The sequence below is a fragment of the Sulfitobacter sp. SK025 genome (assembly GCF_003352105.1).
In the GTDB taxonomy this organism is placed as follows: domain Bacteria; phylum Pseudomonadota; class Alphaproteobacteria; order Rhodobacterales; family Rhodobacteraceae; genus Sulfitobacter; species Sulfitobacter pontiacus.
On sequence record NZ_CP025809.1, the window covers coordinates 21,358 to 45,889 of the forward strand.

Genomic DNA, 24,532 nt, shown 5'->3' on the forward strand with positions numbered 1-24,532 from the left:
AAGCATCGCCCCGACAAGGGGGAGTGTTTTAGTGGGGTATTTGAAAATATTATGTAAATACATGAGTGTAGGCAGGATGCCGCTTGTGGCAGTTAAGTTTGTGACGCAGCGGCTTGCGCCGGCGCGCTGACCTGATTAGGTCTCGGGCAAGTGAATACCTTACTATTTCAGTTTGACAATGGCCGCGGGGCGGTTCATTTCCGACTAAAACAGTAAGGGACAGAATTCCATGCAAATTTCAAGGATTGCCTTGGTGGCCGCGCTGGCCGCATCACACCCCGCCTATGCGCAGGAGGCGGATACGCTTGATCTGGGGACGCTCACGCTTGAGGCGGAAAGCGATGCGACGCTGCTGCAAAACGGGTATGTGGCCGAATCGGGGCGTCAGGCCACGCGGGTCGACACCCCCATCCGTGACATCCCCCAAGCGATCAGCACCGTCGGGCAGGACCAGATCGAAGATCAGGAGCCGCGCACGCTGCTGGACGCCTTGGGCTATACCTCGGGGACGAATGTCACCAACTTCGGTTTCGACTCGCGCTATGATGCTGTCTATCTGCGCGGTTTCTCGGCCTATTATGACGGGTTGTTCCGCGATGGCCTGCGTCAGGTGAACGGGCCGTCGGCGTGGTTCCAGAACCACCCCTACACGTTCGAGGGGGTTTCCGTGCTGAAGGGTCCATCGTCGTCGATGTATGGCGTCAGCGGTGCGGGCGGTTTGGTGAATATCATTTCCAAACGCCCCAAGGACGACGCCTATAACGAGCTCAAGCTGACCTTTGGCACCGACAGCCGCAAAGAGCTGGCGTTCGATTTCACCGGCCCCGTGGGCACCGACGGACGGCTCAGCTATCGCCTTACCGGTGTGGCGCGGGATGCGGATACGCCGCTGCCGGGCTATAGCGATGATCTGGCGCTGCTGGCCCCGTCCTTCACCTATCAATTGACGGATCGGACCAAGATCACGGTCCTTACTGAATATTCTGAATCAACCCGCGGGGGCACGGCGTCTTACTACAACCCGTCGCAGGGCGAAGCGTCTGATATTTATGTCGGCGATCCTGATTATAATGACTTTGTGAACGAACAATGGCGCGTCGGCTACGAGCTTGAGCACGAGATGGACAATGGCGTGACCCTGCGCCAAAACCTGCGGTATTCCGAAGTGGATGCGGATCTTGAGTTTAGCGGCATCTATGCGGCGGGCACGGGTTTCGGGCGCTACTGGGGCCATTACCTTGAGAATTCCGAGAATTTCTCGGTCGATACCTATGCCGAGGGGCATTTCTCTACCGGTGCGTTTGACCACACGGTTGTGGCCGGTTTCGATTATACGCAGTCGTCCTATGACGCCTATTATGGCGGTGTCGGCTATGTCTCTGCTGCCGACACGGACGCGGTGGATCAGCCCTATTCCAATGGTCAGGAGATGTATCAGTATGGCGTCTATGTGCACGACCAGCTGAGCTCCGGCCCCTGGACGATGTTCCTGAGCGGTCGCTACGACTGGGTCGACATGACCACCTTTGACGCCAATCAGAACGGCACCGATACATCGCATAACGGGTTCTCGGGCCGTGTCGGGCTGAGCTATGCGTTCAACACCGATCTGTCTGTGTATGCCAATGTGTCGAGCTCTTTCGTGCCGACCACAGGGCTGGTCTATGACGACAGCACCGACCCCAACAGCGGCCGGTCGGCAGAGCCGACACGCGGGCTGCAAAAGGAAGTGGGCGTCAAATACCAGCTGCCGGGCACGGAAAGCCTGATCACCGCGTCATTGTTTGACATCCGTCAAGAGGACGGCGTGGTCTTCCAGACGGTTGATCCGGCGACGTTCAATGGCTTGAACCAGGTGCAGGTACCCTATGACCTGCGCTCGCGCGGGCTGGAGATCGAAGGCCAGTTCAACTTTGCCAATGGTCTGCGCGTGACCAGCGCCTATACCTATCTGGATATGGAGATCGAGGCAGGGTCCACCGGCACCGTGGGCAACCAGCTGTCGGCCACACCGCACCACACCGCATCGATTTGGGGCTTCTACGAGCCGCAAAGCGGGGCGTTCAAGGGCTTTGGCTTCGGGGCGGGTCTGCGCTATGTCGGCGAAAGCTATGGCGATGATGCAAATACCTACAAGAACGATGCCGAAGTCTTTGCCGATCTGTCGCTGTCCTATGACTTTGGCGAAGTCGGCTATGACGGGCTGAGCGCGCAGATCAACGTCAAGAACGTCTTTGACAACACAGACCAGACCTGCAGCGCGGACTATTGCTATCGCTACGAAGGGCGCACTGCGACGGCCAGCGTCAGCTACCGCTTCTGATGGCGCGGTCCGGGGGAACTTGGGGTGTCGTCGGCGCGATCGGCGGCATCTATATTGCGCAAAGCGTGATTGCGGGTGTCACATGGTCGGGGCTGCCGGGGGTGTTGCGCGCGCAGAAGCTGCCGCTGGATCAGATCGGGTTGATCTCGGTGCTGGTGCTGCCTTGGGCGCTCAAGTTCCTTTGGGCACCGAGGGTTGAACGGTTCCGGCTGCCGGATGGCGGGCGGGATCGGTCGGTCACAATTGTAACATTGGGCGCTGCGGTGGTGATCGCGGCGCTTTTCGTGGTGGGGCTGATCGGCCCGTCGCCAGTGCTGCCTGTTCTGGCGGTGCTGATGGTGGCGGCCTTTGCGACGGCCACGGTGGATATTGCCTGCGACGGCTATGCCGTGGCGGCGTTGAAGGATACGGAATATGGCTGGGGGAACGCGGCGCAGGTGGGCGGTGCCTATCTGGGGGCTGCGATCGGCGGGGGAGTGTTCCTGATCCTCGTGGACCGCGCCGGATGGCTGGCGGGCGCATGGGGGATGGCGACGGTGATTGCTGTGCTCTGCGTCCCCTTCGCGATCATCGCGCGCGCGAAAAACGCGCAGGCGCGACCGCATCAACCGCGACTTAGAACCGCCTTGGCCCGCGCCGAGGTGCGTCAGGGTTTGCTGGTCGCGGCGCTTTATGTCGTGGCGCAGAAAACCGCGATGGGGATGTTCGGACCTTACTTTATCGATGCGGGCTATGATCTGGGTCAGCTTGGACTGCTCAGCGGGGTCGGCAGCCTGACCTTGGGCTTTGCGGGGGCGATGACCGGCGGTGCAGTGGTGCGCCGTTTTGGCACCCGCGTGGTGCTGGCCGGCGCGGTGGCGCTTCAGGCGCTGATCCTCGGGGTGGTTGGCCTGTCGGCGGCGGGTGGCGTTTTCGCCGCCGCGACGGTGGCCCCGATTGCGATGGTCAGCAGCGCGGCCGTCATGGCCTTTGGGTTCGTTGCCCTTTACGGGCAGTTCATGAACTGGTCCGACCCGCGGCAGGGCGGCGTCGATTTTACCTTGTTCCAATGTATGGATGCGGCGGTGAGCATGGTCTCGGGCATAGTCGCCGGGGTCATCGCCGAGCATCTTGGTTACGGTTTCTTTTTTGGTGTGGCCTGTGCCGTCTCGCTTGCGGCATTGCCGCTGATCTGGCGGGTCTCGGGGCAGCGCGCACCGCAACAGGGGATGGCCCATGTCTGATCACACTGCACAAACCGAATTGCCCGGCGTCACCTTCGCCGCCCTGCGTCAGGCCACCTTGGCCGAAGCGGCAGAGCATGACCTGCACGTCGAACAGGATGGCGCACAGGGCATTGTCGTGGGCACCTATTACGGGCGGATCGCCTTTGCCCCGTCGGGTGCCAATTGCAGGGCCGAGATATCGACCGCGCGCGCCGATTTCCTGCAGACGTTGAAGGACAGTCTGGTGGATCAGATCGGCAGCGTCATGCCCGATGCGGCGCAGGCGATCCGCTGGTCGGATGGTGTACGTCAGGGGGCCTTGCCCGATAACGCACGGTTGATGACGGTGCAGCACCGCGAGATGTTGGACTGCGGGTTTATGCGGGTCACGCTGGCGGGCGATGTGGCGCGGTTTTCTGACAGTGCGATCCATTTCCGCCTTGGCATCGCGCAACCGGGCAAGACCCCCCAATGGCCCCGCATCGGAGAGAACGGGGCAACGGTCTGGCCCAAGGGTGAACACAAGCTGCATCTGCCGGTCTATACCGCGCGGCGGGTGGATCGGGAAAACGGGCTGCTGGTGTTTGACCTCTTTATCCACGAAGGCGGGCGTACCACCGATTGGGCGCGCAGCGTTGAACTGGGGACGCAGATCCTAGTCACCGGACCGGGTGGCGGCGGCTGTACGATCACGGGGCCGGTGTTCGGATTTGCCGATGATACCGCCTTTCCGGCCATTGCCCGTATCATGGAGGCGAACCCCGATCTGACCGGGCGCATCATGCTCTACCCCTCCCATGTAGATGCCGCGCATTATCCGTTGCCAGAGCACAAAGGTCTGGAGGTTGTCATCGCCAGCGAGACCGCGCGTCCCACGATGGGGCAGGCGGCCTGCGACGCGGTGTCATCTGCGGCGGACGGGTTTTTATGGTTCGCGGGGCAAAAGGCGTTGGCGACGCAAGTGCGCAAGACGTGGAAAGAGCACGGCGGCGCTGCCGAGCGGTCCTATATCTCGGCCTTCTGGTAACGCGCAGACATTGAAACAAAAAAGGCAGCCGGTGAAAGGGCTGCCTTTTCGTTACTTGCACCGGATGGCGCGCCTTACGCGGCGCTGGCGGATACCAGCAGTTGCGCCTCATGCGCGCGCAGGGACCGGCGCGCGGCGACAAAGTTGGACATGCCGTCAGCCAGCTCGAGCTCGGGGAATAGCGACAGGATCTCGCTGCGCTGTTCGGACTGGATGCCGGCCATCGAATGTGCCCCCGGCTGGAAGCTTTCGGCCCATGTGCCATCCGCAAACACGACTTCGTGGTTGTCAAACAGCATGTGGATGTAGCTGACCTTGTCCGGCGTGACAGTGTCGACCCCGTCGAGCCCGACCAGATGTTTCGCCGCGACCAGAACTTCGCGTTCGCTGAACATCACCTCGGCCGTTTCGGAGGCGACAAGCATGCGGTGGTTCGGGCTGACCATCATATCGCGCTGCGGCACGCCTTCACCAAAGGCACCGGCCTTGATCCGAACGGGGTTGAAGCCGGGGGTGCGCAGCAGGTTGTCGCGCCCCAGATTGCGGCGGCCCACCCAGCGAACCGGCTGCAGGCCGTTGTCACGGGTGACGACCAGATCGCCGACCTTGATCTGCTGCACCGGAATCTCGCCGCGTCGCGTGGCAATGGTGGTGCCGGGGGTAAAGCAGATCACGACCTCTTCGATTTCGGAATAGGTTGTGGTGCCGGTCACGTTGCCGTCGGCATCGCGGAATTCGATCGTGCCGGATTCAGGGCCCGTTTTGGTCAGCGTGTACTGCGACCGATCCAGCCCGCTGAGGTTCAGAACGTCGACATCTGTTCCGTCGGCATCTTCGCCACCCACGATGGTGTGATCACCGCCCGAGGTAAAGTTGAACAGGTCGGAGCCTTGCCCCCCTTCGGCGCGGTCGTTGCCGCCACCCGAGGTGATTGTATCCTGCCCGTCGCCGCCTTCGATCTGGTCGTCGCCTTCGCCACCGTCCAGGCTGTCGTTCCCGCCCTGACCAAAGATCGTGTCGTCGCCCTCGCCGCCCAGAATGGTGTCATTGCCCGCTTCGATCGGGGTCACAACGGCGTCATCAATCAGGTCGCCAGACAGGGTGAAGCCCGACTGCGTGGAACGGGTTTCGAGTGTGAACTCGATAAACTCGCGGTTCTCGAACTGGCCCGAGAACCACGCATCCTGATCGTCGGGGGAGTTCGCCTCGGTCCCCGCTGCGGTCACGGTGCCATCGGCATTGGTGACATTCAACGACGTGTCATCGCTGGTCGCGAAGGAGGTGAAGCTGTTGGTGTCCAGCGTCACGGATTCCTGATCGCCGGGGTTGTTGCGGTCGAGATCGTTGAAGGTCGCGGTGGAATTCAGCGCGATCGGCTTGAACTCGCCCGTATCGATGTAGTGCTGGCGGTCGTAGAATTCGAGCCGGAAGGTCGCGGTTTCACCGGCATACCTGCTCCTGCTTCCATCACCGGAGTTCAGCAGGATCTCGAAGCCGGTGCCACCGGTAAGGTCGATGGGCATGTCGTCATTCGAGGTGTCGACCAGCACCAGCCGCGCGAAAACGCCGCCGCCATTGTCCAACGTTGCCACGTTGTCATAAAAGACGCTGTCGCCTTCGTCGGCTGAGTTACCCGTGTTGAAAAGGCGGCTGGCATAAGACAACGTGATCGGAGACGCGTCGTTGCCCGGTGCTGTACCGACGCCTGCATCGCCATACAGCAGGTCATCGCCCGCGCCACCGTCGATACGGTCGTCGCCGCCTTCGCCAGACACGCGGTCGTTGCCGGCACCTGCATCGATCCGGTCGTCTTCTGCTGTACCTTGAAGGGTATCTGTGCCCGTGGTGCCGTTGATCGCTGCCATTGTCGTCTGCTCCGCGTGATTTCTGCAAGAAACCACGGTCCGAAGTCGGCAAAGGTTTCGCAAATCGTGAAAAAACTAACGTTCTTTTTATCGCGGTATGCGCATCTGGCAACGGATTTAACGGCTTTGTGATAAGTTGACGTAGCGGCCTTCTCGCGTCAGTTGTGGATGGGGCGATGGTTCACGTTTTTCGACCAGTGAATACAAAATGGGGGCGGCATTACTGCCACCCCGCGCTTTGGTCTAAGAATTACTTGCGAAGCAATGCCAGTATGACGAGAAAAGGCAGCGTGAATATGCCCTATCTCACCGGCCTGCTTGGAGAAAATCGTGATGCCGTTCTATGCGCCCTACCTGCCAGTAACCCAAGGGTAGATCAAGCGGGGGAAAACCCCCATCTACGGTTGGATTAGCCCTAAAACCAGTGATTTGGCGACCGCATGATCGCGTGTGCTGGCCCGCAGCTTTTCTTTCGCGCCCTTGATGTGTTTCTCGAAGGTTTTTTCGCTGATCTTGAGGGTCCAGCAGATCTCGGCCGGGCGCAGACCGATGGCAAGATAGCTGAGGCAGTCACGCTCGCGCGGGGTGAGGTTAACCAGCACGCTCATGTGATCGCGGCGGATGCCTTCATCCATCGCAAAGGACAAACGTCGTAACGCGCTGCGATGCTGTTGCCAGTAAAGATCGAATTCGCGGTCGGTGCGTGTCTCGCTCACCCAAAGACCGATGCCGGAGATGGCCTGACCCGCGGGCGTGCGGTTCAGCGCGAAAGACGCACCGAACTGCATCCCGATGTCATTCTCAAGCTCGGATTGCATCTGTTGCGGCTCGGTCGCGTGGTCCAGCAGGCTGGCGTCATTCCACAGCACCTCTTTCGTACCATTGGCGATCAACTCGACCGAGATGTCGTCATCCACCAGCGCCTGTTCCTCGACCGCGGTGACCCAGTCTTGGGGGTAGGTGTGGCGAAAGAAACCGGCTTGGGTAAACCCGCGCACGGTCGCATCACTGGCGTAAGGGATGATGCCATAGCCGATGCCGGTGACGCCCAGATCGGCGAAGGTTTGGGTGCAGCTGTCCCAAAACGCAACATCGCCCGTGCCCGCTTTCGCGGCACCTGCCAAATCAATCAGCTTTTCCAATGACATGTTCGCCCCCCGGCCTAGGCAACATAATGGCAACGGTGTCGCCAAAAAGCAACATAAAATATGGCTGGAACAAGGCGTTCACCCTTTTGCGTAAGGGAATTCGAAGGCATCAGGCCGGTGCGTGACAAAATACACTGTTCGGAAAATCGCAAAGCGCGTAAAAGGACACCATGAATATTTGCGCGATCACAATGGTTTACAAAGACTACTGGGCGCTGTCCCAGTGGTACGCGCATTATGGGCGCATGCTGGGGTTTGATAACCTCTATATCGTCGCCCACGGGGCCGATGCCAAGATCGCCAGCCTTTGCCCGCGTGCGACCGTGATCACTGTGCCCCGCGAAACGCTGGAAGGGTTCGACCGGCGCCGCGGGCAGGTGTTGAACAGTTTTGCCGATGGGCTGGCTGTGTCTTTCGACTGGGTGATCCGCACCGATGCGGACGAGCTGATCTGTTACGATCCCGCACTTTATACGTCTCTGCACGCTGTGTTAGAGACGGCAACGGCAAAGTCGATGTTCGCGCTTGGTCTCAATCTGGCAGAGACCTTGGAGGATGATGTGCTCGCAGAAGGGCAAATGGCTCTTGGCCATCGGCGCACGGCGGTGTTCTCGGGGCACTACAGCAAGGCATGGGTGACCAAACGCGGCACGGGCCTGTGGCGCCACGGGATATGGGTCGGGCCCAAGCGCATTGAAACGGCGGTGTTTGACCTGCCGCGCGGTGTCTATCTGATGCACCTGAAATACGCCAATATCGACGCGTTAGAGACGGCAAACCAGCATCGGACCGACGTGGGGAACATGCCGGGGCGCGGCTTGCCCGGTGCCGCGTGGAAAGAGGCGGACCAGACGGCGGCACGGTTCTATGCCCGATTGGCGGGATTTCGCGACGAGACATGGAAGGTCGCGCGCGATCACGCCTATGCCACGATCAGCGCGGATCCGGTGCGCGACACCAAAGAAAACGTGCTGCGGGCGAAATCGACAGTGTTCGAGCAGCGGGTGACCTTGCCAAAGTGGGTCGCCGCGACGTTTGGCGATACCTGATCAGTGAGCCTTCGACGCTGCGGGTTCCGGTGACTGCGCCTTTACCATGCCCTGTTCCCGTGGTGGGATACCCCGACACAGACCGTAGAATGCGTGGGAGGAGAGCAGGATGACGGATAAGATCAAGGTCGAACGGCACGGGCCGGTGACAGTGCTGCGGCTCGATGATGCCGAGACGATGAACGCGCTGACCTCTGCCATGGCGCTAGAGCTGCGTGACCTGCTGGAACGCGAAGCACAGACAGCGCGGGCGATTGTCTTGGCGGGGTCGCCGCGCGCGTTCTCGGCGGGGGCGAACCTCAAGCAGGGGACGATCGAAAGTGGCAAAGAGCTCGATGCGGGTGCCGCCCTTGAGAATGCCTACAACCCGTTGATGATGACGCTTCGCGATCTGCCGGTGCCCGTGGTCTCTGCCGTGCAGGGGGCGGTCGCGGGTGTGGGAGCATCGATTGCGCTGGCCTGTGATGTGATTGTCGCCGGTCGTGATGCCTATTTCCTTGAGGCCTTTGCGCGGATCGGGCTGATCCCCGATGGCGGGGCCACGTGGTTGCTGACACGCGCCGTGGGCCGCGTGCGCGCGATGGAGATGATGCTGCTGGCCGAGAAAGTTCCCGCGCCGACGGCGTTTGACTGGGGGCTGGTGACGCGGCTGGTCGAGAATGACGCGGTTGACGCCACCGCGCTTGAGATCGCGATCAAACTGGCGAACGGGCCGGTGCGCAGCCTTGCCTTGATCCGCAAAGCTGCGTGGAGCGCTGCCGACACTGATTTTGACACCGCATTGGCTAACGAGCGCAAGTGGCAGAAAGAAGCGGGGAATACTCCCGACTTCAAAGAGGGCGTGGCCGCGTTCCTCGAAAAACGGGCACCCCGCTTTAGCGGGTGATCTGTTGTCGAAGGGGCTGTGACCCCTCTGGTTCCTGCGGGTGTCGGTCCGCGGGAACGAAATCATGATCTGTGCAGTTGTCGCCCTGAAGGGTTTTGATCATGTACCGCCACCTCATCGCCGTTGCTCTTTTGGTCGTTCTGGCTGCCTGCCAGTTGCCGAAAGACCCCGAAAACACCACTGATATTGTGGAAGGTGCCGTGCTGAAGGTCGGCGCATTGCAAGATCCGATGCCGGATCAAGACCTGCAGGCGGTGACATTGATCGCCGCGGCGCTGGATGCGCAAATCGAATGGCATCGCGAGAACCCGCACCAGCTGCTTGACGCGCTTGAGGGGGGTGATCTGCATCTGCTGGCGGGCGGGATACCGAAAGATTCACCGCTGACAGAGCATACGGGCATGACCAACCCCATCGGATATGTGACCGTCGGGGCCGACCGTCCCGAACGGGTCATGCTGTTGCGGCGCGGCGAGAACCGGTTTCTCATGCGGTCCAATATGGCGCTGCGTCCGCTGACACGGGAGGCGCAGGAATGAACCGCTACCCCCCGCTGCCGCAAGAGATCGCCGACAAAATCGCGAAAGCGCGTCGGTTGGAATGGTGGACGCTGTTCTGGCTGGTCACGATCATTTTCGTGATGTTCATGGTCATGGGATCAAGTCAGGCGATGCAGGCGGCGTGGATCGAAGACACGCTATCGCTGTTGCCGCCGATCCTGTTCCTGATCGCCGCGCGGCTTGAACGGATGCCGCCAAGCCCGAAGTATCCCTTTGGCCTGCACCGCATTGGCACCCTGGCCTTTGCCCTCTCGGCGGCGGCGCTGACCTTGATGGGCGGCTATCTGGTGTATGACGCGGTGGTCACGTTGGTGCGGCAGGAACATCCCACCATCGGCAGTATCGAACTGTTTGGCACCGAGGTCTGGATGGGCTGGTTGATGGTGGCGGCATTGGTCTATTCGATCATCCCGCCAGTGATCTTGGGCCGCAAGAAGCTGGCCATCGCGCCCGACATTCAGGACAAGGTGTTGCATGCGGACGCTGACATGAACGCCGCAGACTGGAAGACCGGCGTTGCGGGTATTCTGGGCATCATCGGTATCTCGATGGGGTTCTGGTGGGCCGATGCCGTAGCTGCGGGGCTGATCGGGTTGGACGTGCTGAAAGACGGTGGGCGCAATCTGCGTATCTCGGTCGCGGAGCTGTTGGACGGTGCGCCGCGCAAGCTTGGCTCTGCCGAGCGTCAAGATCTGGCGGATCGTGTTCAGAAAGGCATGGACGGCGCGCCCGTCGTCAAACTGCGCGAGGCCGGACGCTATCTGCACGTGGTGATCGGCGACGACGACGAATTGCTGCCCGATGCGACGCGCGCCAAAGAGCTGGTCGGCGAGGATGACGCCTGGCGCGTGGTCACCCTGAGCGTGAAGCCCGAAAACTAGGCTGCCCCGGGACCGTTGGATTTTTTTCTACATTTATTCGCGTTTTCAGCGACGGAATTTTCAGGGCCCACGTTAAATGGCTTAATGACCTGATCTGGATAGTTGGAATAATGCGGAAATTTGTGAGTTTGCTGGTGGCCGTCGGGCTTTTGTTCGGGGCTTATGCCATCACCTTTGGCCTGCCCGGCACGGATGCCACAAGCGAGGCGGCGCAGCCTCAGTCCGCGGCGGGTGGGCGCCCTGCAGGTGGCCCCCCTGGGGGCGGGCGTGCACGGGGGGCGACTTCGGTGGTGACCACCGCGCTGGAACAACGCCCCTACGAGGTGACTTTATACGCCACCGGCACAGCATCCTCTTTGCGCAGTGCGGATGTGGTGACTGAAACCGCCGGTACAGTGGTCGAAACCCGGCTGATCGCGAACCGCGACGTTGAACAGGGCGAGGTCCTTGTGCGGTTGGATGCGCGGACCCAAGAGCTGAACCTTGAAATCGCGCGCGCCAATCTGCAGCAGGCGACCGATACGGTCGACCGCTATGACCGGCTGCGGGCCGGTGGCAACTCTACCATTACCGATGTCGCACAGTCAGAGGCGCGCGTGGCGCAGCAGCTGGCCGATGCCGAAGTGGGTCTGGCTGAAGTCGCGCTGGAAGACCGCACGATCCGCGCGCCCATCTCGGGGCGTCTGGGGCTTAGCGAGGTTGAGGTCGGCGATATCCTTGGCACCAATGACGTGATTGCAACGATTGACCAGACCGAAACGCTGGTGGTCGAATTCGAACTGCCCGAACGCGCTATCGGTGTCCTAGGGCAGGCGCATGAGGTGCTGGTCTCTACCTCTGCCTTTGTCGGTCGGTCGATCACCGGAGAGATCCTTTCGTTCGACAGCCGGATCGATGCGGTCACGCGCTCGGTCACGGTGAAGGCCAAGATCGACAATGCGGAACGCATCCTCTGGCCGGGCATGACCTTTGCGGTGCGCCTGCTGCATGAAAGCGACCCGCTGCCGGTCTTGCCGTCGACCGCGGTGACGTGGTCGCGAATGGGTGCTGCGGTCTGGGTCGATGACGGTGGGACGGCGGTGCGGGTGCCGATCACGATCCTTTACCGTAAAAACGAATTCGTCTGGGTGGAGGCCGATATCGCCGATGGCGCGATGGTCGTGACCGAAGGCGCGCAAAAGCTGCGGGACGGGGCGAAAATCACCGCGGTCGGTGCCGAGACTGAAAAGGCACCGTCATGAGCGATACCCCTGCAAAGCCCCGTGGCGGGCTCGCCGATCTATTCGTCTCGCGGCCTATTTTCGGGATCGTCATCAACCTGCTGATCCTGATCGCAGGTCTCGCCGCGCTTGTGGCTGTGGACGTGCGGGAAATGCCCGACGTTGACCAGCCGGTTCTATCCGTGCGCACCACCTATGAGGGGGCGGTGCCCGCAACCGTCGACCGTGAGGTGACGCAGGTCCTTGAGGATGCCCTGAGCGCGCTTGAGGGGTTATCCTATATGGAATCCACCTCGACCACGGGGTCGAGCCGGATCACCATTGATCTGTCCGAAGGCACCGATGTCGATGTCGCGGCAAATGAGGCGCGCGAGATCGTTTCGTCCACGTTGCGTGACCTGCCCGATGATATCGAGGATGATCCGACCGTGACCAAAAGCGACAGCAACGCGGATGCGATCATCCGGCTGGCGCTGATGGGCGACGCGAGCCTTGATGCGTTGACCGAGCTGGCCGAGGGTGTGGTCTATGACCGACTGTCCACCATCGACGGCATTGCAGAGGTCACCCTGCGCGGCGAACAACCCAACGAGTTCCGCGTGACGCTGGATATGCCCGCGCTGCTTAGTCGGGGGATGACCCTGTTCGATGTCTCTGACGCGCTGGCAGCGCTGCGCGATGACACGCCGCTGGGATCGCTAGATTCAGATGCGCAAACCTTGGCGCTGCGGGTCGGCAACGCGAATGTCACCGTTGATACTGTGGGCCAGATCCCGATTGATGCGAATACGCGCGTTTCTGACGTGGCGTTCGTGCGGCTGCTGCCGGAAGAGGACGCCGTGCTGACCCGCGTGAACGGGCAGACCGCCGTGGGCATGGACATTACGCGGCAATCCGTGGGCAACACGCTGTCGATCTCGGAAGATGTGGCCGTTGCGGTGGCTGATCTGCAATCGGCGCTGCCTGACGGCGTTCGGCTTTTCGTGACCTCTGACGATGGGACATTCATCAGAGGATCCTTGACCGAGGTGATGAAATCCATCGCTTTGGCGACGGGGATTGTGGTTGTGGTGATCTTTGCCTTTCTACGCTCCCCCCGTGCGGTGATGATCCCGGCGGTGACCATTCCGGTGTCGCTGGTGGGCACGGTCGCCGCGATCTGGCTGACGGGGTTTTCGGTCAATACCATCAGCCTGCTGGCGCTGGTGCTGGCGACGGGGATGGTGGTGGATGACGCGATTGTCGTGATCGAAAATATCGTGCGCAAACGCAAACAGGGGATGGGGCCCTTTGCTGCCGCTGCGGCGGGCACGAACGAGGTGTTCTTTGCCGTCATCTCTACCACGGCGACGCTGGCGGCGGTGTTTATCCCGATCTCTTTCCTGCCCGGTCAGGCCGGTGGGGTGTTCAGCGAATTCGGCTTTGTGCTGGCCTTTGCTGTCACGCTGTCGTCCATCACCGCGCTGACGCTGGCACCGGTTCTGGCGGCCTTTCTTGATCCGGGCAAATCCGCGCTTGAGGCAACGGCAAAGCCGCAAGGCTGGGCCGGGCGGATGTTTGACACGGTGATGGACAAAGCCATCCGCATGCCGTTGGTGGTGCTGGGGGCGGCGGGGGCCTTTGTGATCGTGGCGGCGGGGGCGGCGGGCACTTTGCCCTCTGCCATCACGCCCGACGAGGATCGCGGGTTCTTTCTGGTACAGGCGCGCGGTGCCTCTGACACCACGATCGACTACCTTGATACCCAGGTTGATCAGATCGAAGAGATCCTGACCCCCTATCAAGAAAGCGGCGAGGTTACCTCGGTTCAGAGCATCGTTGGCGTGGGTGGTGGCACCAGCGCCTTCATCATCGTGCGGCTCGATGACTGGAGCAATCGTGACCGCAGCCAATCCGCACTGGTCGCCGAGATCAGCGGCAAGTTGGCGCGGGTGCCCGGCGTTCAGGCCTCTGCGCGGGGGACCAACAGCCTCAATATCCGGGGCGGCGGGCAGGGCTTGCAATTCGCGGTGACGGGCAAGGACATCGCAGCGATGACCACGGCAACCGAGGCTTTGGTCGCGGCGATGGCGCAGGATGAGGCGTTTTTGAACCCGCAACTTTCCAACGACGCGGTGCAGGCGCAATACGAGGTCCGCGTTGATCCCGAAATGGCGAGCGTCTTTGGCCTGACAGAGGCCGAGATCACCCAGACTATCGGCGCAATGACCCAAGGCAAGGTCGCCGTCACCGTCTTTGCGGACGAGATCGAGACGGATGTGAATGTCGTGCCCGGTGGCCCGCCAATTGATGACCCATCTGATCTTGATAACATCCAGCTACAGTTGCCGGGCGGTGCCTATGTGCCCCTGTCCGCGGCGGCAGAGCTGGTGCCCGTGGTCAGCCAATCCACGTTGGAACGGCAGGGCGGGTCGCTGGCGGTTTCGGCGCAGGCGAACCTGAACGACGGTATCGATCTTAGCGTCGCGATGACCCGTCTGACGGCGATAGCCGATAGCGTGCTGCCCGACGGGATGGGGATCATCTTTACCGGCGAGGCGGCGACGCTGAGCGACAGCCAGACAGAGATGTATATGGTGTTCGGCGTCGCGTTGGTGGTGGTGTTCCTTGTGCTGGCCGCGCAGTTCGAAAGCATCGCCAGCGCCGTCGTGATCATGCTGACCGTGCCCTTTGGTCTGGCGGCGGCGCTGTTCGCGATCTCGCTCAGCGGTGGATCGTTGAACTACTACAGTCAGATCGGGCTGGTGATGCTGATCGGGGTGATGGCGAAGAATGGTATCTTGATCGTCGAATTTGCCAACCAGTTGCGCGAGGCGGGGCAGGATATCGACAGCGCCATTCGGGACGCGCTGCGTCTGCGGATTCGTCCGGTGATGATGACGATGGTATCGACCGTCTTTGGCGGCCTGCCGTTGATCCTGACCTCGGGCGCGGGGGCCGAAGCGCGCATCGCCGTGGGCTGGGTGATCGTGGGCGGGCTTGGGTTTGCTACCGTGTTCACCCTGTTCCTCACGCCGGTCTTCTACCGCTATGTGGCGGTATGGGGGGCAGAGCCGGGGATGGCATCAAAACGTCTGACCCGCGAGGCGGCGATCTGACGAAAACCGCGGGGCCGGTCGCAAAGAACCGGCCCCGCGTTGGTATGCTTCTGGCGGTGCGAGAAGGGTGTTTGCCCCTTCGCCCCGCAACAATCAGTCGATATGGGTGACCAGCGTTTCAGCCGACTTGCGTACCTTTTTCATCGGGGCCAGCCAGTCGGATTCCGCGTCGCGATAGCCCAGAGGCAGCAGGATCACCGACCGCAGGCCGCGCTCTTTAAGGCCCAGAATCTCGTCTACCTTGGCTGGGTCGAAACCCTCCATCGGGGTGCTGTCGACCTCTTGTTCAGCGGCGGCAACCAGTGCCACCCCAAGCGCGATATAAGCCTGACGCGCGGCATGGGCGTAGTTTACCTCGACATCGCGGGGCAGGTAGTTGTTTTTCAGGTTCTCGTAATAGGCGCTGAGCAAGGGCAGGTCGCCACGGGCTTCGACATTCAGATCGGTGACCGCGTCGATGCGGTCTTTGGTGTAGTTATCCCACGCCGCGAACACCAGCAGGTGCGACCCTTCGGTGATCTGGGTCTGGTCGCTGGCGGCTTTCTGGATCTGCGCCAGCTTGTCGGGGTTGGTCACGACCAGCAGCTCGAAGGGCTGGGTGCCGCTTGAGGTGGGTGTCATGCGGATGGCTTCGACGATGGTGTCGACTTTGTCCTGAGGGACTTTCTTGGACGGGTCCATCTTCTTGGTCGCATAGCGCCAGTTCAACTGCTCTAGTAGGGTGCTGGTCATCGTGATCATCCTGTTTTTGGCCCCTCGGGGCGGCGTGTGTACCGGCGCGATGTAGGAATCCCCGCGCCCCAACACAAGGAGACCGGCGCAATTCACACCGGTCCCGGTTGCTGTAAGGGCGTCAGGTCAGGGTCAGATCGACCGGCCCGCCCCGTCCCAGTAGGGCGCACGCAGGCGGGGTTTGAAGATCTTGCCGCTGTCTTCGCGGGGCAGGGCCTCGTGGAAATCGACGATCCGTGGCGCTTTGAAACGGGCCAGTTTGCCGTCAAGGAAATCAAGCACCTTCTGTTTGTCGGCGCTGTGCCCGTCGGCCAGTTCAACCGCCGCGACGATCTGTTCGCCAAATTCGGGGTCAGGCGCGCCAAAGACGGCGACATCGCGGATGAAAGGCGCGCGCATCAGCACCGCTTCGATCTCGGCGGGAAAGATATTGGCCCCGCCCGAGATGATCATGTCTTTCTTGCGATCCGTGATGAACAGGAACCCGTCCTCATCCACCGACCCCAGATCCCCGACAGAGAAATGCCCGTGCTTTTCAGCCGAGGCGCGGCTTTCGGGATCGTTGGAATAGTCGAACCCGCCGAAGGCATCCATGCGGGCATAGATCTCGCCCACCTGACCGGCGGGCAGCTCGTTCCCATCGGGGTCAAGGATCATCAACGTGCCGCCCATCTGCATCCGCCCTGCGGTGCCGGGCCGTGCCAAAGCATCTGCCGAGGATACCATCGTCATGAACCCGATCTCTGTCGCGCCGTAGCTTTCCCAGAACACAGGCCCCCACCAGTCGATCATCGCTACTTTCAGGTCATGTGGCCAGGGTGACCCCGTCGAGACGCAGAATTCCACCGAGGACAGGTCATATTTCGCCTTCACCTCTTGGGGGAGCTTCAGCATCCGGCTCATCATGGTGGGGACCAGATAGATATGAGTGATGCGCTGAGCCTCGATCGTGGCAAGGAAGCTTTCCGGGTCGAACTTGGGCGCGACAAAGGTCGATACGCCCGGGGTGACCAGCGCGGCAGAGGTCAGCGTTGACGGTGCCGAGTGATAGATCGGCGCTGCCGTAAAGAACCGCGAGCCGGGTTTGAGCTGCAACATCTCGGTGCCTACGCGCGAAAGCACCTCTTCAAAGTCGCGCTTGGGCCCGCCCCCCAAACGCCGCACGCCCTTCGGCTTGCCGGTCGAGCCCGAGGTATAGCGCATCAGCGGGCGCATCATCTCGCGCGGGGTGATGGGGTCGGCGGCATCTACCAGCGCGGACCATTCCGGTGTCTCGGGGTCGGTCTTAGCGGCGGCGTCATCAATGCCATAGGCTTGACGCAGCGCGGTATCAGGGGTGACCGCGATGACCGTGCGCCCCTCAAGGGCGGGGCGCAGAGCGTCGATCAGGTCACGGTGGATGATCACGAACTGTGCGCCGCTGTCGTCACAAATGGCGCCGGCCTCTTCTGCCGCAGCGTGCCAGTTCTGCGCCACGATGACCGTGCCGGCCATGGCCGCAGCGCGCATGACCTCGAGCTGGGTCAGATCGTTGCGCATGATCAGCGCCACAGGCACATCAGCCCCCGCCCCCAGACGCGTCAACGCCGCAGCGCCCTGCGCCGCGCGCTGTTCAAACGCCTCTCGTGCAAGCTTGCGATCAAAATCCGCAATCACCGTATCCGACATTAGATGTACTCCCATCGTGCCAATGCCCGCCCGCCACTTTCGGGCGCGCAGGTTGTTTCGTTCCCTTACGCTAAGGTAACCTTACTTTGGGGAAGGGTCCATCGGGGGCCCGTGCGCGACGTTACGGCAGAGCGGATTTCTCTTAGGTGAATCGGCACTTGACGGCTATACCGGAAATATATTCTGTTTTTCACAGATGTCTTGGGAGGGATAATCGTGGATGTACTGATTTCGGTCGTCTTGCCGCTCGGCTTGGCGTTTATCATGTTTACCTTGGGTGTCGGGCTGACACCTGCGGATTTCGCCCGTGTCGGGCAGCGGCCGCTTGCGTTTTTCATCGGGGCGCTGAACCAAAGCATCCTGCTGCCGCTCGTGACCTTTATCTGTGTGCTGGCCTTTGGCATCCGCGCGGAAATGGCCGTGGGGTTCATGATCTTGGCGGCCTGCCCCGGTGGGGTGACCAGCAATGTGATCTCGAAGCTGGCGAAAGGGGATGTGGCGCTGTCGGTGTCGCTGACGGCGGTGATCAGCCTTGCCAGCGTGGTGACCGTGCCGCTGATTTTGGGCCTGTCGATGGGATATTTCATGGGCGATGCCGCGCCCGAGATCGACATCACCAAAACCGCTGTCACCATGTTTGCCCTGACGGTGGTGCCTGTCACGCTTGGCTTGGGGGCGCGGGCGATGGCCCCCGCCGCGATGACCCGGGCCGAGCCTAAACTGAGCGCGGTGGCGACGATCCTGTTTGCGGTGATCGTGCTGGCTGCGCTGGCGGCAAATTGGGCGCTGTTTGTGGAAAATATCGTGGTGATCGGGCCCGCGCTGCTGGTCTTGCTGGCCGCGCTGACCACCATCGGCTTTGTCGTGCCGCGGCTGCTTGGCCTGTCGGTGACCGAGGCCAAGACCATCTCGGTCGAGACGGGGGTGCAGAACAGTACCCTGGGGATCGCCGTCGCCGCGATCATTGTCGGCGGCGAGGGTGGCTTCACCGCCTATGCGCTGCCGTCGGCTGTTTACGGTATCCTGATGTATCTGATCATCCTGCCCGTCGTTTTGAAATACCGCCGCATCGGCACAGCGTAAGGAGCTTTGCATGAATACCTCTGACGTTATTATCGTGGGCGGCGGTCTCGCCGGACTGGTCGCCGCAGCCGAACTGGCTGATCGTGGGAAACAGGTCACCCTCATCGATCAGGAACCCGAAGCCTTTCTGGGCGGGCAGGCTTTCTGGTCCCTTGGCGGGCTGATGCTGATCGACAGCCCGGAACAGCGCCGGATGGGTATCAAGGACAGCCGCGAACTTGCGCTACAAGACTGGATGGGATCGGCCCAATTCGACCGGCCCGAAGACGCATGGCCGCGCAAATGGGCCGAGGCCTATGTCGATTTCGCCGCAGGCCCGATGCGCAGCTGGCTGTACGATATGGGGATGCGGTGGTTTCCCGTCGTGGGATGGGCCGAACGCGGCGGCAGCTTTGGGTCGGGTCACGGGAATTCGGTGCCGCGCTTTCACCTGACTTGGGGTGTTGGGCCCGGAACAATGGAACCATTCGAACGCCGCGTGCGGGAACATCAGCAGGCCGGTCGCATCGCGCTTAAATTCCGCCATCGCTGTTCGCATATCATCATGGAAAACGGTGCCGCGGTCGGTGTCTCGGGCGAGGTGCTGGCGGCGCACGGGGCATCACGCGGGCAAAAGACCAACCGTGATATCGTGGGCGATTTCGAACTGCGCGCGCCCTCTGTCGTTGTCACCTCTGGCGGGATCGGCGGAGATTTCGAGCTGGTGCGCAAGTCATGGCCGACGGCACGTCTTGGGCCCGCCCCGAAAGAGATGATCGCCGGCGTACCCGCCCACGTCGATGGCCGCATGATCGCCATCAGCGAGGCGGCGGGCGGCCAGCTGATCAACAATGACCGCATGTGGCACTATACCGAGGGCGTGAAGAACTGGGACCCTATCTGGCCCAACCACGGTATCCGTATCCTGCCCGGCCCGTCGTCGATGTGGTTCGATGCAAAGGGCAACCGCTTTCCCGCGCCGTCGCTGCCGGGGTTCGACAGTCTGGGGTCTTTGAAGATGATCCTTGATACGGGCTTTGATTATTCGTGGTTCATCACGACGCAGAAGATCGTGAAAAAGGAATTTGCCCTGTCAGGGTCAGAGCAGAACCCCGATTTCGCCGACAAAAGCTGGGTCAAAGTCTTGCAGCAACGTATCCTGAACAAGGCCGCGACCCCCGCCGTCGAGGCCTTCAAGGAGCATGGCGAGAATTTCGTCGTCGCCCAAACGCTGCCCGAGCTCATCGCCAAGATGAACGGGATGGAGGGGAATGATCTGTTGTCGCTTGACAAGATCGAAGCCGAGATCAGGGCCCGCGACAGGCAGGTCGACAACAACTTTACCAAAGACGCGCAGATCATGGCGATCCATGCGGCGCGGAATTATCGCGGCGACAAGCTGCAACGCACGGCCAAACTGCACAAGATCCTCGACCCTGAAAACGGGCCGTTGATCGGGGTCAAGCTGAACATCATCACGCGCAAAACTCTGGGCGGGTTGCAGACCAATCTTGACAGCCAGATGCTGGACGCCTCTGGCACGCCGATCACGGGGCTTTTCGCGGCGGGCGAGGTCGCCGGTTTTGGCGGCGGTGGGTATCACGGGTATAACGCGCTTGAGGGGACGTTTCTGGGCGGCTGCATCTTTTCGGGGCGGCAGGCGGGGCGGGCGGATACCATCGCCTGACCCGCAGGCGCTAATCCGACAGGTATTGCGCCAGATAATGCTCAAGCACTTTGGTCAGCTCTTGCGAATAGGGGCGAGAGCTGCGCCGATCCGCCTGCGCCGCGACCAGATCCTCCATCGCAAGGGAGATCTGGATCGTGGTTTTGGCCACCACCACCGGATCGCCGCCCTGAAACCCGTCGGCACCGCTCTCCCATCTGTTGCATAGAAAGCGGACAAGATCATCGTGGTCGTCATCCTCGATCGCGAGCGGTCCGCGTTTCGTCGCGAAATGCAGAAGCAGGGGGCGGTAGTAGGGATGTCGCGCCAAATAGCTGCGCTGCACATTCAGCACGGCACGCAACCGGTCCCGCCATGTCGTATGGGCGTGAACGTCATCAAGGCTGGCAAAAAGCTTGGCGCGTAATTCATTGGCGGTCTGCGAATAGAGCTCAAGCAGCACGTCATCAAGCGTGGGAAAATACCGATAGATAGAGCTGACAGGCACCTCGGCACGGGTCGCGATGGCGGTGGTGGTCAGGTCTTGCAACCGGTTCTCGGCCAGCAGCGCTGCCGTGGCGTTCAGGATGACATGCACGCGGGTCACCGCACGCGACTGGCGCGGCGTTTCACGGGTCCGCAGGGGGCCAAAGATGATCGGGACCATGGGTTTCCCTTTCTGCGCAGCGATGCCGGTTTCGGCAGTCCCTTAACGATAGGGGCGCAGAACCCCAAGCGTAAAGAGAGACGCTGCATCAAGCGACTGCCACGGCCTAACCAATCAATCACATTTTGCGATCATTTGGATAATTATAATCCGTTGGATTGATGTATCGGAATGGCCGATAATGCACGGGACACGACGATACTTAGGCACGCTATGACTGATACGACCCTCTCTGACCTCGTTCACGCTGATAAAACCACGCCATCGATCTGGCCGGGTCTGGCGCTTGCCGCCATGATCGCCGCGCTGGCCTTTGCACTGCGGTATCTGCCGGGGGTGGGCATGCTGAGCCCGTTGATCCTCGCGATCCTTCTGGGCATGGCGCTGCGCAACACCCTTGGCACGCCCGAGGTGGCGAAGACAGGGCTTGCGATCAGCATGCGACCGGTGTTGCGGGCGGGGATTATCCTGATGGGGTTGCAGCTGACGCTGGGGCAGGTTGCGGCTGTCGGCTGGGTGGGGGTCGCGGTGATCGCGCTGTCGCTGGTACTGACCTTCGGGTTCACCACATGGCTGGGCCGCGTGCTGGGGGTGGATGCCAAGCTGACGCAGTTGATCGCGGCGGGCACGTCGATCTGCGGGGCCTCTGCCGTGATCGCAACCAATACCGTAGCCCGTGGCCGCGACGAAGATGTCGCCTATGCGGTGGCCTGCGTGACGATTTTTGGCTCGCTCTCCATGATCCTGCTGCCCTTGGCCGAAAACTGGTTGACCCTTGGCCCGCGCGGCTTTGGCCTTTGGACGGGTGCGTCGATCCACGAGGTCGCCCAGGTCGCCGCCGCCGCCTTCCAGCGCGGAGAGGAGGCCGGCCAGTTCGGCACGATTGCCAAGCTCACGCGGGTGATGATGCTTGCCCCGATGATCCTCTGTCTGGGCGCGTTTGCCGCGCGGCGGCGTCAGGGGCAAGGCGGTGGCGGCAAGGCCCCGATCCCGTGGTTTGTTTTCGGGTTCATCGCGATGGTCGGCGTGGCCTCGACCGGTTGGGTGCCGCAGGCGGTGCTGGACCCCGCGACCGCTGTGACGCAATTCCTGCTGGCGATGGCGCTTGCGGCGATGGGGCTTGAGACCGATCTGCGCAAACTTGCCGCGGCGGGGGGGCGTCCGGCCTTGCTGGGGGCGGCGGCTTGGGTCTTTATCATGGGCGTCAGCCTTGCGCTGATCATCCTGACGGGGGCCGCCTGATGACACTGGACCAGTTGCGCATATTCGTTGCCGTGGCAGAGCGTGAACACATGACCCGCGCCGCCGAAGCATTGAACCAGACCCAAAGTGCGACCAGCGCTGCCATCGCCGCGCTGGAAGAGCGTCATAACCTGCGCCTTTTTGATCGTATCGGGCGGCGGATTGTGCTGACCGATGCGGGGCGTGATTTTCTGGGCGAAGCCCGCGCCGTTCTGGCCCGCGCTGCCATCGCCAGCCAGCGGCTGGATGATCTGGCGGGGGTGAAACGCGGAAAGCTGCGGCTTGCGGCAAGCCAGACGGTCGCGAACTACTGGCTGCCCGCGGTGATCGCGCGGTTCCGCGAGGCGCACCCCGAGATCGCGCTGACGGTGCGGATCGGCAACAGCGACGACGCCGCTCGCGCGGTCGAAGCATTGCAAGCTGACATCGGCATTATCGAGGGGGACTGCCAGCTCACCACACTCCGCGCTAAGGCGGTGGCGGGGGACACGCTGCGGCTGGTGTTCCCAAGCGGTGCCGAGGGGGGCGATCTTTCGCCCGAACGCTTGCGCCAGACCCCTTGGATCCTGCGTGAAGCAGGGTCAGGCACGCGCGACAGTTTTCTGCAGTGGCTCGGGCGGCAGGGTCTGGGGCTGGAGGATCTGGAAAGCACGCTGGAGCTTCCGTCAAACGAGGCGGTGTGCAGCGCGGTCGAAGCGGGCATCGGTGCCGCGCTGCTGTCCGATCTGGTGGTCCGCCGGTCGATCGAGGCGGGGCGGATGGTCGACGTGCCCATCGACACCCCGCAGCGACGGTTTCACATCCTGACCCACGGCGAACGCCAGCCAAGCGCGCATGAGGCCCGGTTCATCGGCCACGCCGAGACAAGCGCATAAGCGCTGCTCCTAGATAAGCTTCTGCCGCGCATCAGGGACAGTGGCAGGTGCCATTTTGGCAGCCTGGATCATCGCGGTTTTACACCGCCACGCGGGCAGGCGGATGACGGCGCGGCTGTGATCCGCTTCTGCGTGGACCTCGAAATCGCCGCCGTGCATCTCGACCAGCTTGCGGGTCAGGGGCAGCCCCAGACCCAACCCGCCCTTGGTCGCGCGGTGGTCCAGCGACCCGCCCACGACAAAAGGTTTGTAAAGTTCGGCCAGTTCGACATGGTCGTCGAAACTGCCGTTGTCCCGCACCGAAATCTCGATATTCCCGTCCATGTCCTGAAACGTCTCTAGCGTGATGTCGGTCCCGCCGTGCATCACGGCATTCAACACCAAAGCTGTGACGGCAAGTTCGATCTGCTCGGCGTCCACATGCAGCGTATCCAGCATCACAGTATCACGAAGCGTGACCGTTTTGGCCGCCGCATCCGTGGTGGGGAACTGCAACCCTGCAACCGCGCTCAGGATCGCGCCAAGGTCGCAGTTTTGTTCGTTCAACCGCAGCTCGCCGGTGCTGGCGTTACTATAGGACAGGATCGTTTCAATCAGTTTCGTTAGGTGATCCACCGACCGACGGGCGGAATGGATCAGCGTGGGGTTGGTGCCGTTGCTTGCTGTCACCTCCAACAGCTTAAGACTGCCGAAAAGTACGGTCAGCGGCGTGCGCAACTCGTGCCCAACCAAGGTCAGGAAGGTTGATTGCGCGGTTTTATCCTGCTGCACTTCGGGGGCTTCGGGTTGGCTCCGCTCCAGTGCGGCAACGACGATACGACCCAGATCGGTGAGCAGGGCAATCTGCTTTTCCGAAGGGTATTCATGGGGCTTCAGGTCCAGCGCACACAGGCTTCCAAAGCGGTGACCGGAGGACAGGATAAGCGGCACACCCGCGTAATAGCGCGCCTCCGGCCCGCCCTTGGCGACCATCGGGTGCCGTTCAAAGCGGGCGTCCTTGCTGAGATCGGGCACGATCATCGGCGCGTCGGACATAATGGTGTGCGCACAAAAACCGGTGTCCTTGGGCATCGGGTCCAGATGCATGCCCACAACGGATTTATACCACTGGCTGTCCTCTTCGACCACGCTGATATGCGCAATCGGGCAGTCGAGCAGGGTGCGCGCCGCCTCGCATATCGTGTCAAACAACGCTTCGTTTTGTGCGGTCAGTCCCGGAATATCAAAAACGGCGCGCAGGCGGGCTTCTTCGTTAAAGGGGATCGGATAGGTTCTCATGCGGGGCTCCTTGGCTTTGGGTCAACTTGGTTAACAAATTAGGCATTCCTGCGGTCGCTTCGTGTCAGGACGGGGGGATA

At 61.7% G+C, this 24,532-nt stretch carries 19 protein-coding genes; 13 read left to right on the forward strand and 6 right to left on the reverse strand.

Annotated features, from left to right (window positions below):
- Positions 1-229 precede the first annotated feature (229 nt).
- The 3 genes from C1J04_RS15020 to C1J04_RS15030 are packed head-to-tail and all read left to right on the forward strand — an operon-like array spanning position 230 to position 4,555.
- A complete protein-coding gene (locus C1J04_RS15020) occupies positions 230-2,323 on the forward strand; it encodes a TonB-dependent siderophore receptor (RefSeq protein ID WP_114865426.1) in 2,094 nt (697 codons plus the stop codon).
- Positions 2,323-3,546 carry an MFS transporter gene (locus tag C1J04_RS15025; RefSeq protein WP_114865427.1) on the forward strand — a complete coding sequence of 408 codons (1,224 nt, stop codon included), beginning with the start codon at positions 2,323-2,325 and terminating at the stop codon, positions 3,544-3,546. The genes C1J04_RS15020 and C1J04_RS15025 overlap by 1 nt, the downstream gene beginning before the upstream one ends.
- Positions 3,539-4,555, forward strand: a complete 1,017-nt coding sequence (locus C1J04_RS15030; protein ID WP_114865428.1) for a siderophore-interacting protein — start codon at positions 3,539-3,541, stop codon at positions 4,553-4,555. Before C1J04_RS15025 ends, C1J04_RS15030 begins: the two co-directional genes overlap by 8 nt.
- A 74-nt stretch (positions 4,556-4,629) precedes the next feature.
- Here C1J04_RS15030 and C1J04_RS19700 read toward each other — a convergent pair whose 3' ends face one another.
- Both C1J04_RS19700 and C1J04_RS15040 read right to left on the reverse strand, forming a co-directional pair.
- A complete protein-coding gene (locus tag C1J04_RS19700; protein ID WP_114865429.1) occupies positions 4,630-6,420 on the reverse strand; it encodes a Hint domain-containing protein in 1,791 nt (596 codons plus the stop codon).
- Positions 6,421-6,818: 398 nt separating this feature from the next.
- Entirely contained in the window at positions 6,819-7,568 is a 750-nt protein-coding gene (locus C1J04_RS15040) for a helix-turn-helix transcriptional regulator (RefSeq protein WP_037941385.1), read from the reverse strand.
- A 191-nt stretch (positions 7,569-7,759) separates the two neighbouring features.
- Between C1J04_RS15040 and C1J04_RS15045 the strand changes: the two genes are divergently transcribed.
- The 6 genes from C1J04_RS15045 to C1J04_RS15070 all read left to right on the forward strand — a co-directional run bounded on the left by C1J04_RS15045 (position 7,760) and on the right by C1J04_RS15070 (position 15,262).
- Positions 7,760-8,617 (forward strand): glycosyltransferase family 2 protein, encoded by an 858-nt coding sequence (locus tag C1J04_RS15045; protein WP_254693872.1) that lies wholly within the window; start codon positions 7,760-7,762, stop codon positions 8,615-8,617.
- Positions 8,618-8,726: 109 nt separating this feature from the next.
- Positions 8,727-9,503: an enoyl-CoA hydratase-related protein gene (locus C1J04_RS15050; protein WP_114865431.1), complete on the forward strand. Its 777-nt coding sequence runs from the start codon at positions 8,727-8,729 to the stop codon at positions 9,501-9,503.
- Between the two features lie 101 nt (positions 9,504-9,604).
- On the forward strand, positions 9,605-10,042 hold the full coding sequence (locus tag C1J04_RS15055; protein ID WP_114865432.1) for an enoyl-CoA hydratase: 438 nt from the start codon (positions 9,605-9,607) through the stop codon (positions 10,040-10,042).
- Positions 10,039-10,944 carry a cation transporter gene (locus C1J04_RS15060; protein WP_009824232.1) on the forward strand — a complete coding sequence of 302 codons (906 nt, stop codon included), beginning with the start codon at positions 10,039-10,041 and terminating at the stop codon, positions 10,942-10,944. Before C1J04_RS15055 ends, C1J04_RS15060 begins: the two co-directional genes overlap by 4 nt.
- 110 nt (positions 10,945-11,054) lie before the next feature.
- A complete protein-coding gene (locus C1J04_RS15065; protein ID WP_114865433.1) occupies positions 11,055-12,185 on the forward strand; it encodes an efflux RND transporter periplasmic adaptor subunit in 1,131 nt (376 codons plus the stop codon).
- Positions 12,182-15,262, forward strand: a complete 3,081-nt coding sequence (locus C1J04_RS15070) for an efflux RND transporter permease subunit (RefSeq protein WP_114865434.1) — start codon at positions 12,182-12,184, stop codon at positions 15,260-15,262. Before C1J04_RS15065 ends, C1J04_RS15070 begins: the two co-directional genes overlap by 4 nt.
- A gap of 93 nt (positions 15,263-15,355) precedes the next feature.
- On the opposite strand, the gene C1J04_RS15075 is transcribed toward C1J04_RS15070, so the two are convergent.
- Together C1J04_RS15075 and C1J04_RS15080 are read right to left on the reverse strand one after the other, a co-directional pair.
- A complete protein-coding gene (locus C1J04_RS15075; RefSeq protein ID WP_174226632.1) occupies positions 15,356-16,003 on the reverse strand; it encodes an NAD(P)H-dependent oxidoreductase in 648 nt (215 codons plus the stop codon).
- 123 nt (positions 16,004-16,126) lie between these two features.
- Complete coding sequence (locus C1J04_RS15080; RefSeq protein WP_254693873.1) at positions 16,127-17,677, reverse strand: AMP-binding protein; 1,551 nt, start codon at positions 17,675-17,677, stop codon at positions 16,127-16,129.
- A gap of 201 nt (positions 17,678-17,878) precedes the next feature.
- On the opposite strand from C1J04_RS15080, the gene C1J04_RS15085 reads away from it, so the two are divergent.
- Together C1J04_RS15085 and C1J04_RS15090 are read left to right on the forward strand one after the other, a co-directional pair.
- Positions 17,879-18,745: a bile acid:sodium symporter family protein gene (locus C1J04_RS15085; protein WP_114865436.1), complete on the forward strand. Its 867-nt coding sequence runs from the start codon at positions 17,879-17,881 to the stop codon at positions 18,743-18,745.
- Between the two features lie 10 nt (positions 18,746-18,755).
- Positions 18,756-20,411, forward strand: a complete 1,656-nt coding sequence (locus C1J04_RS15090) for an FAD-binding dehydrogenase (protein ID WP_114865437.1) — start codon at positions 18,756-18,758, stop codon at positions 20,409-20,411.
- 10 nt (positions 20,412-20,421) lie between these two features.
- On the opposite strand, the gene C1J04_RS15095 is transcribed toward C1J04_RS15090, so the two are convergent.
- Positions 20,422-21,057 (reverse strand): TetR/AcrR family transcriptional regulator, encoded by a 636-nt coding sequence (locus C1J04_RS15095; protein WP_114865438.1) that lies wholly within the window; start codon positions 21,055-21,057, stop codon positions 20,422-20,424.
- 213 nt (positions 21,058-21,270) lie between these two features.
- Between C1J04_RS15095 and C1J04_RS15100 the strand changes: the two genes are divergently transcribed.
- Positions 21,271-22,299, forward strand: coding sequence for a YeiH family protein (locus tag C1J04_RS15100; protein ID WP_114865439.1), 1,029 nt, complete (start codon positions 21,271-21,273; stop codon positions 22,297-22,299).
- On the forward strand, positions 22,299-23,174 hold the full coding sequence (locus C1J04_RS15105) for a LysR substrate-binding domain-containing protein (protein ID WP_114865440.1): 876 nt from the start codon (positions 22,299-22,301) through the stop codon (positions 23,172-23,174). Before C1J04_RS15100 ends, C1J04_RS15105 begins: the two co-directional genes overlap by 1 nt.
- A 9-nt stretch (positions 23,175-23,183) precedes the next feature.
- Here the strand turns inward: C1J04_RS15105 and C1J04_RS15110 are convergent, their stop codons facing one another.
- Positions 23,184-24,452 (reverse strand): sensor histidine kinase, encoded by a 1,269-nt coding sequence (locus tag C1J04_RS15110; RefSeq protein ID WP_114865441.1) that lies wholly within the window; start codon positions 24,450-24,452, stop codon positions 23,184-23,186.
- Between the last annotated feature and the right edge of the window lie 80 nt (positions 24,453-24,532).

What these genes read in the sequence shown, in the direction of transcription:
- C1J04_RS15020 (WP_114865426.1), top strand. Translation starts at nt 230, where the DNA reads ATGCAAATTTCAAGGATTGCCTTGGTGGCCGCGCTGGCCGCATCACAC.
- C1J04_RS15025 (WP_114865427.1), top strand. Translation starts at nt 2,323, where the DNA reads ATGGCGCGGTCCGGGGGAACTTGGGGTGTCGTCGGCGCGATCGGCGGC.
- C1J04_RS15030 (WP_114865428.1), top strand. Translation starts at nt 3,539, where the DNA reads ATGTCTGATCACACTGCACAAACCGAATTGCCCGGCGTCACCTTCGCC.
- C1J04_RS19700 (WP_114865429.1), bottom strand. Translation starts at nt 6,420, where the DNA reads ATGGCAGCGATCAACGGCACCACGGGCACAGATACCCTTCAAGGTACA.
- C1J04_RS15040 (WP_037941385.1), bottom strand. Translation starts at nt 7,568, where the DNA reads ATGTCATTGGAAAAGCTGATTGATTTGGCAGGTGCCGCGAAAGCGGGC.
- C1J04_RS15045 (WP_254693872.1), top strand. Translation starts at nt 7,760, where the DNA reads ATGGTTTACAAAGACTACTGGGCGCTGTCCCAGTGGTACGCGCATTAT.
- C1J04_RS15050 (WP_114865431.1), top strand. Translation starts at nt 8,727, where the DNA reads ATGACGGATAAGATCAAGGTCGAACGGCACGGGCCGGTGACAGTGCTG.
- C1J04_RS15055 (WP_114865432.1), top strand. Translation starts at nt 9,605, where the DNA reads ATGTACCGCCACCTCATCGCCGTTGCTCTTTTGGTCGTTCTGGCTGCC.
- C1J04_RS15060 (WP_009824232.1), top strand. Translation starts at nt 10,039, where the DNA reads ATGAACCGCTACCCCCCGCTGCCGCAAGAGATCGCCGACAAAATCGCG.
- C1J04_RS15065 (WP_114865433.1), top strand. Translation starts at nt 11,055, where the DNA reads ATGCGGAAATTTGTGAGTTTGCTGGTGGCCGTCGGGCTTTTGTTCGGG.
- C1J04_RS15070 (WP_114865434.1), top strand. Translation starts at nt 12,182, where the DNA reads ATGAGCGATACCCCTGCAAAGCCCCGTGGCGGGCTCGCCGATCTATTC.
- C1J04_RS15075 (WP_174226632.1), bottom strand. Translation starts at nt 16,003, where the DNA reads ATGATCACGATGACCAGCACCCTACTAGAGCAGTTGAACTGGCGCTAT.
- C1J04_RS15080 (WP_254693873.1), bottom strand. Translation starts at nt 17,677, where the DNA reads ATGGGAGTACATCTAATGTCGGATACGGTGATTGCGGATTTTGATCGC.
- C1J04_RS15090 (WP_114865437.1), top strand. Translation starts at nt 18,756, where the DNA reads ATGAATACCTCTGACGTTATTATCGTGGGCGGCGGTCTCGCCGGACTG.
- C1J04_RS15095 (WP_114865438.1), bottom strand. Translation starts at nt 21,057, where the DNA reads ATGGTCCCGATCATCTTTGGCCCCCTGCGGACCCGTGAAACGCCGCGC.
- C1J04_RS15100 (WP_114865439.1), top strand. Translation starts at nt 21,271, where the DNA reads ATGACTGATACGACCCTCTCTGACCTCGTTCACGCTGATAAAACCACG.
- C1J04_RS15105 (WP_114865440.1), top strand. Translation starts at nt 22,299, where the DNA reads ATGACACTGGACCAGTTGCGCATATTCGTTGCCGTGGCAGAGCGTGAA.
- C1J04_RS15110 (WP_114865441.1), bottom strand. Translation starts at nt 24,452, where the DNA reads ATGAGAACCTATCCGATCCCCTTTAACGAAGAAGCCCGCCTGCGCGCC.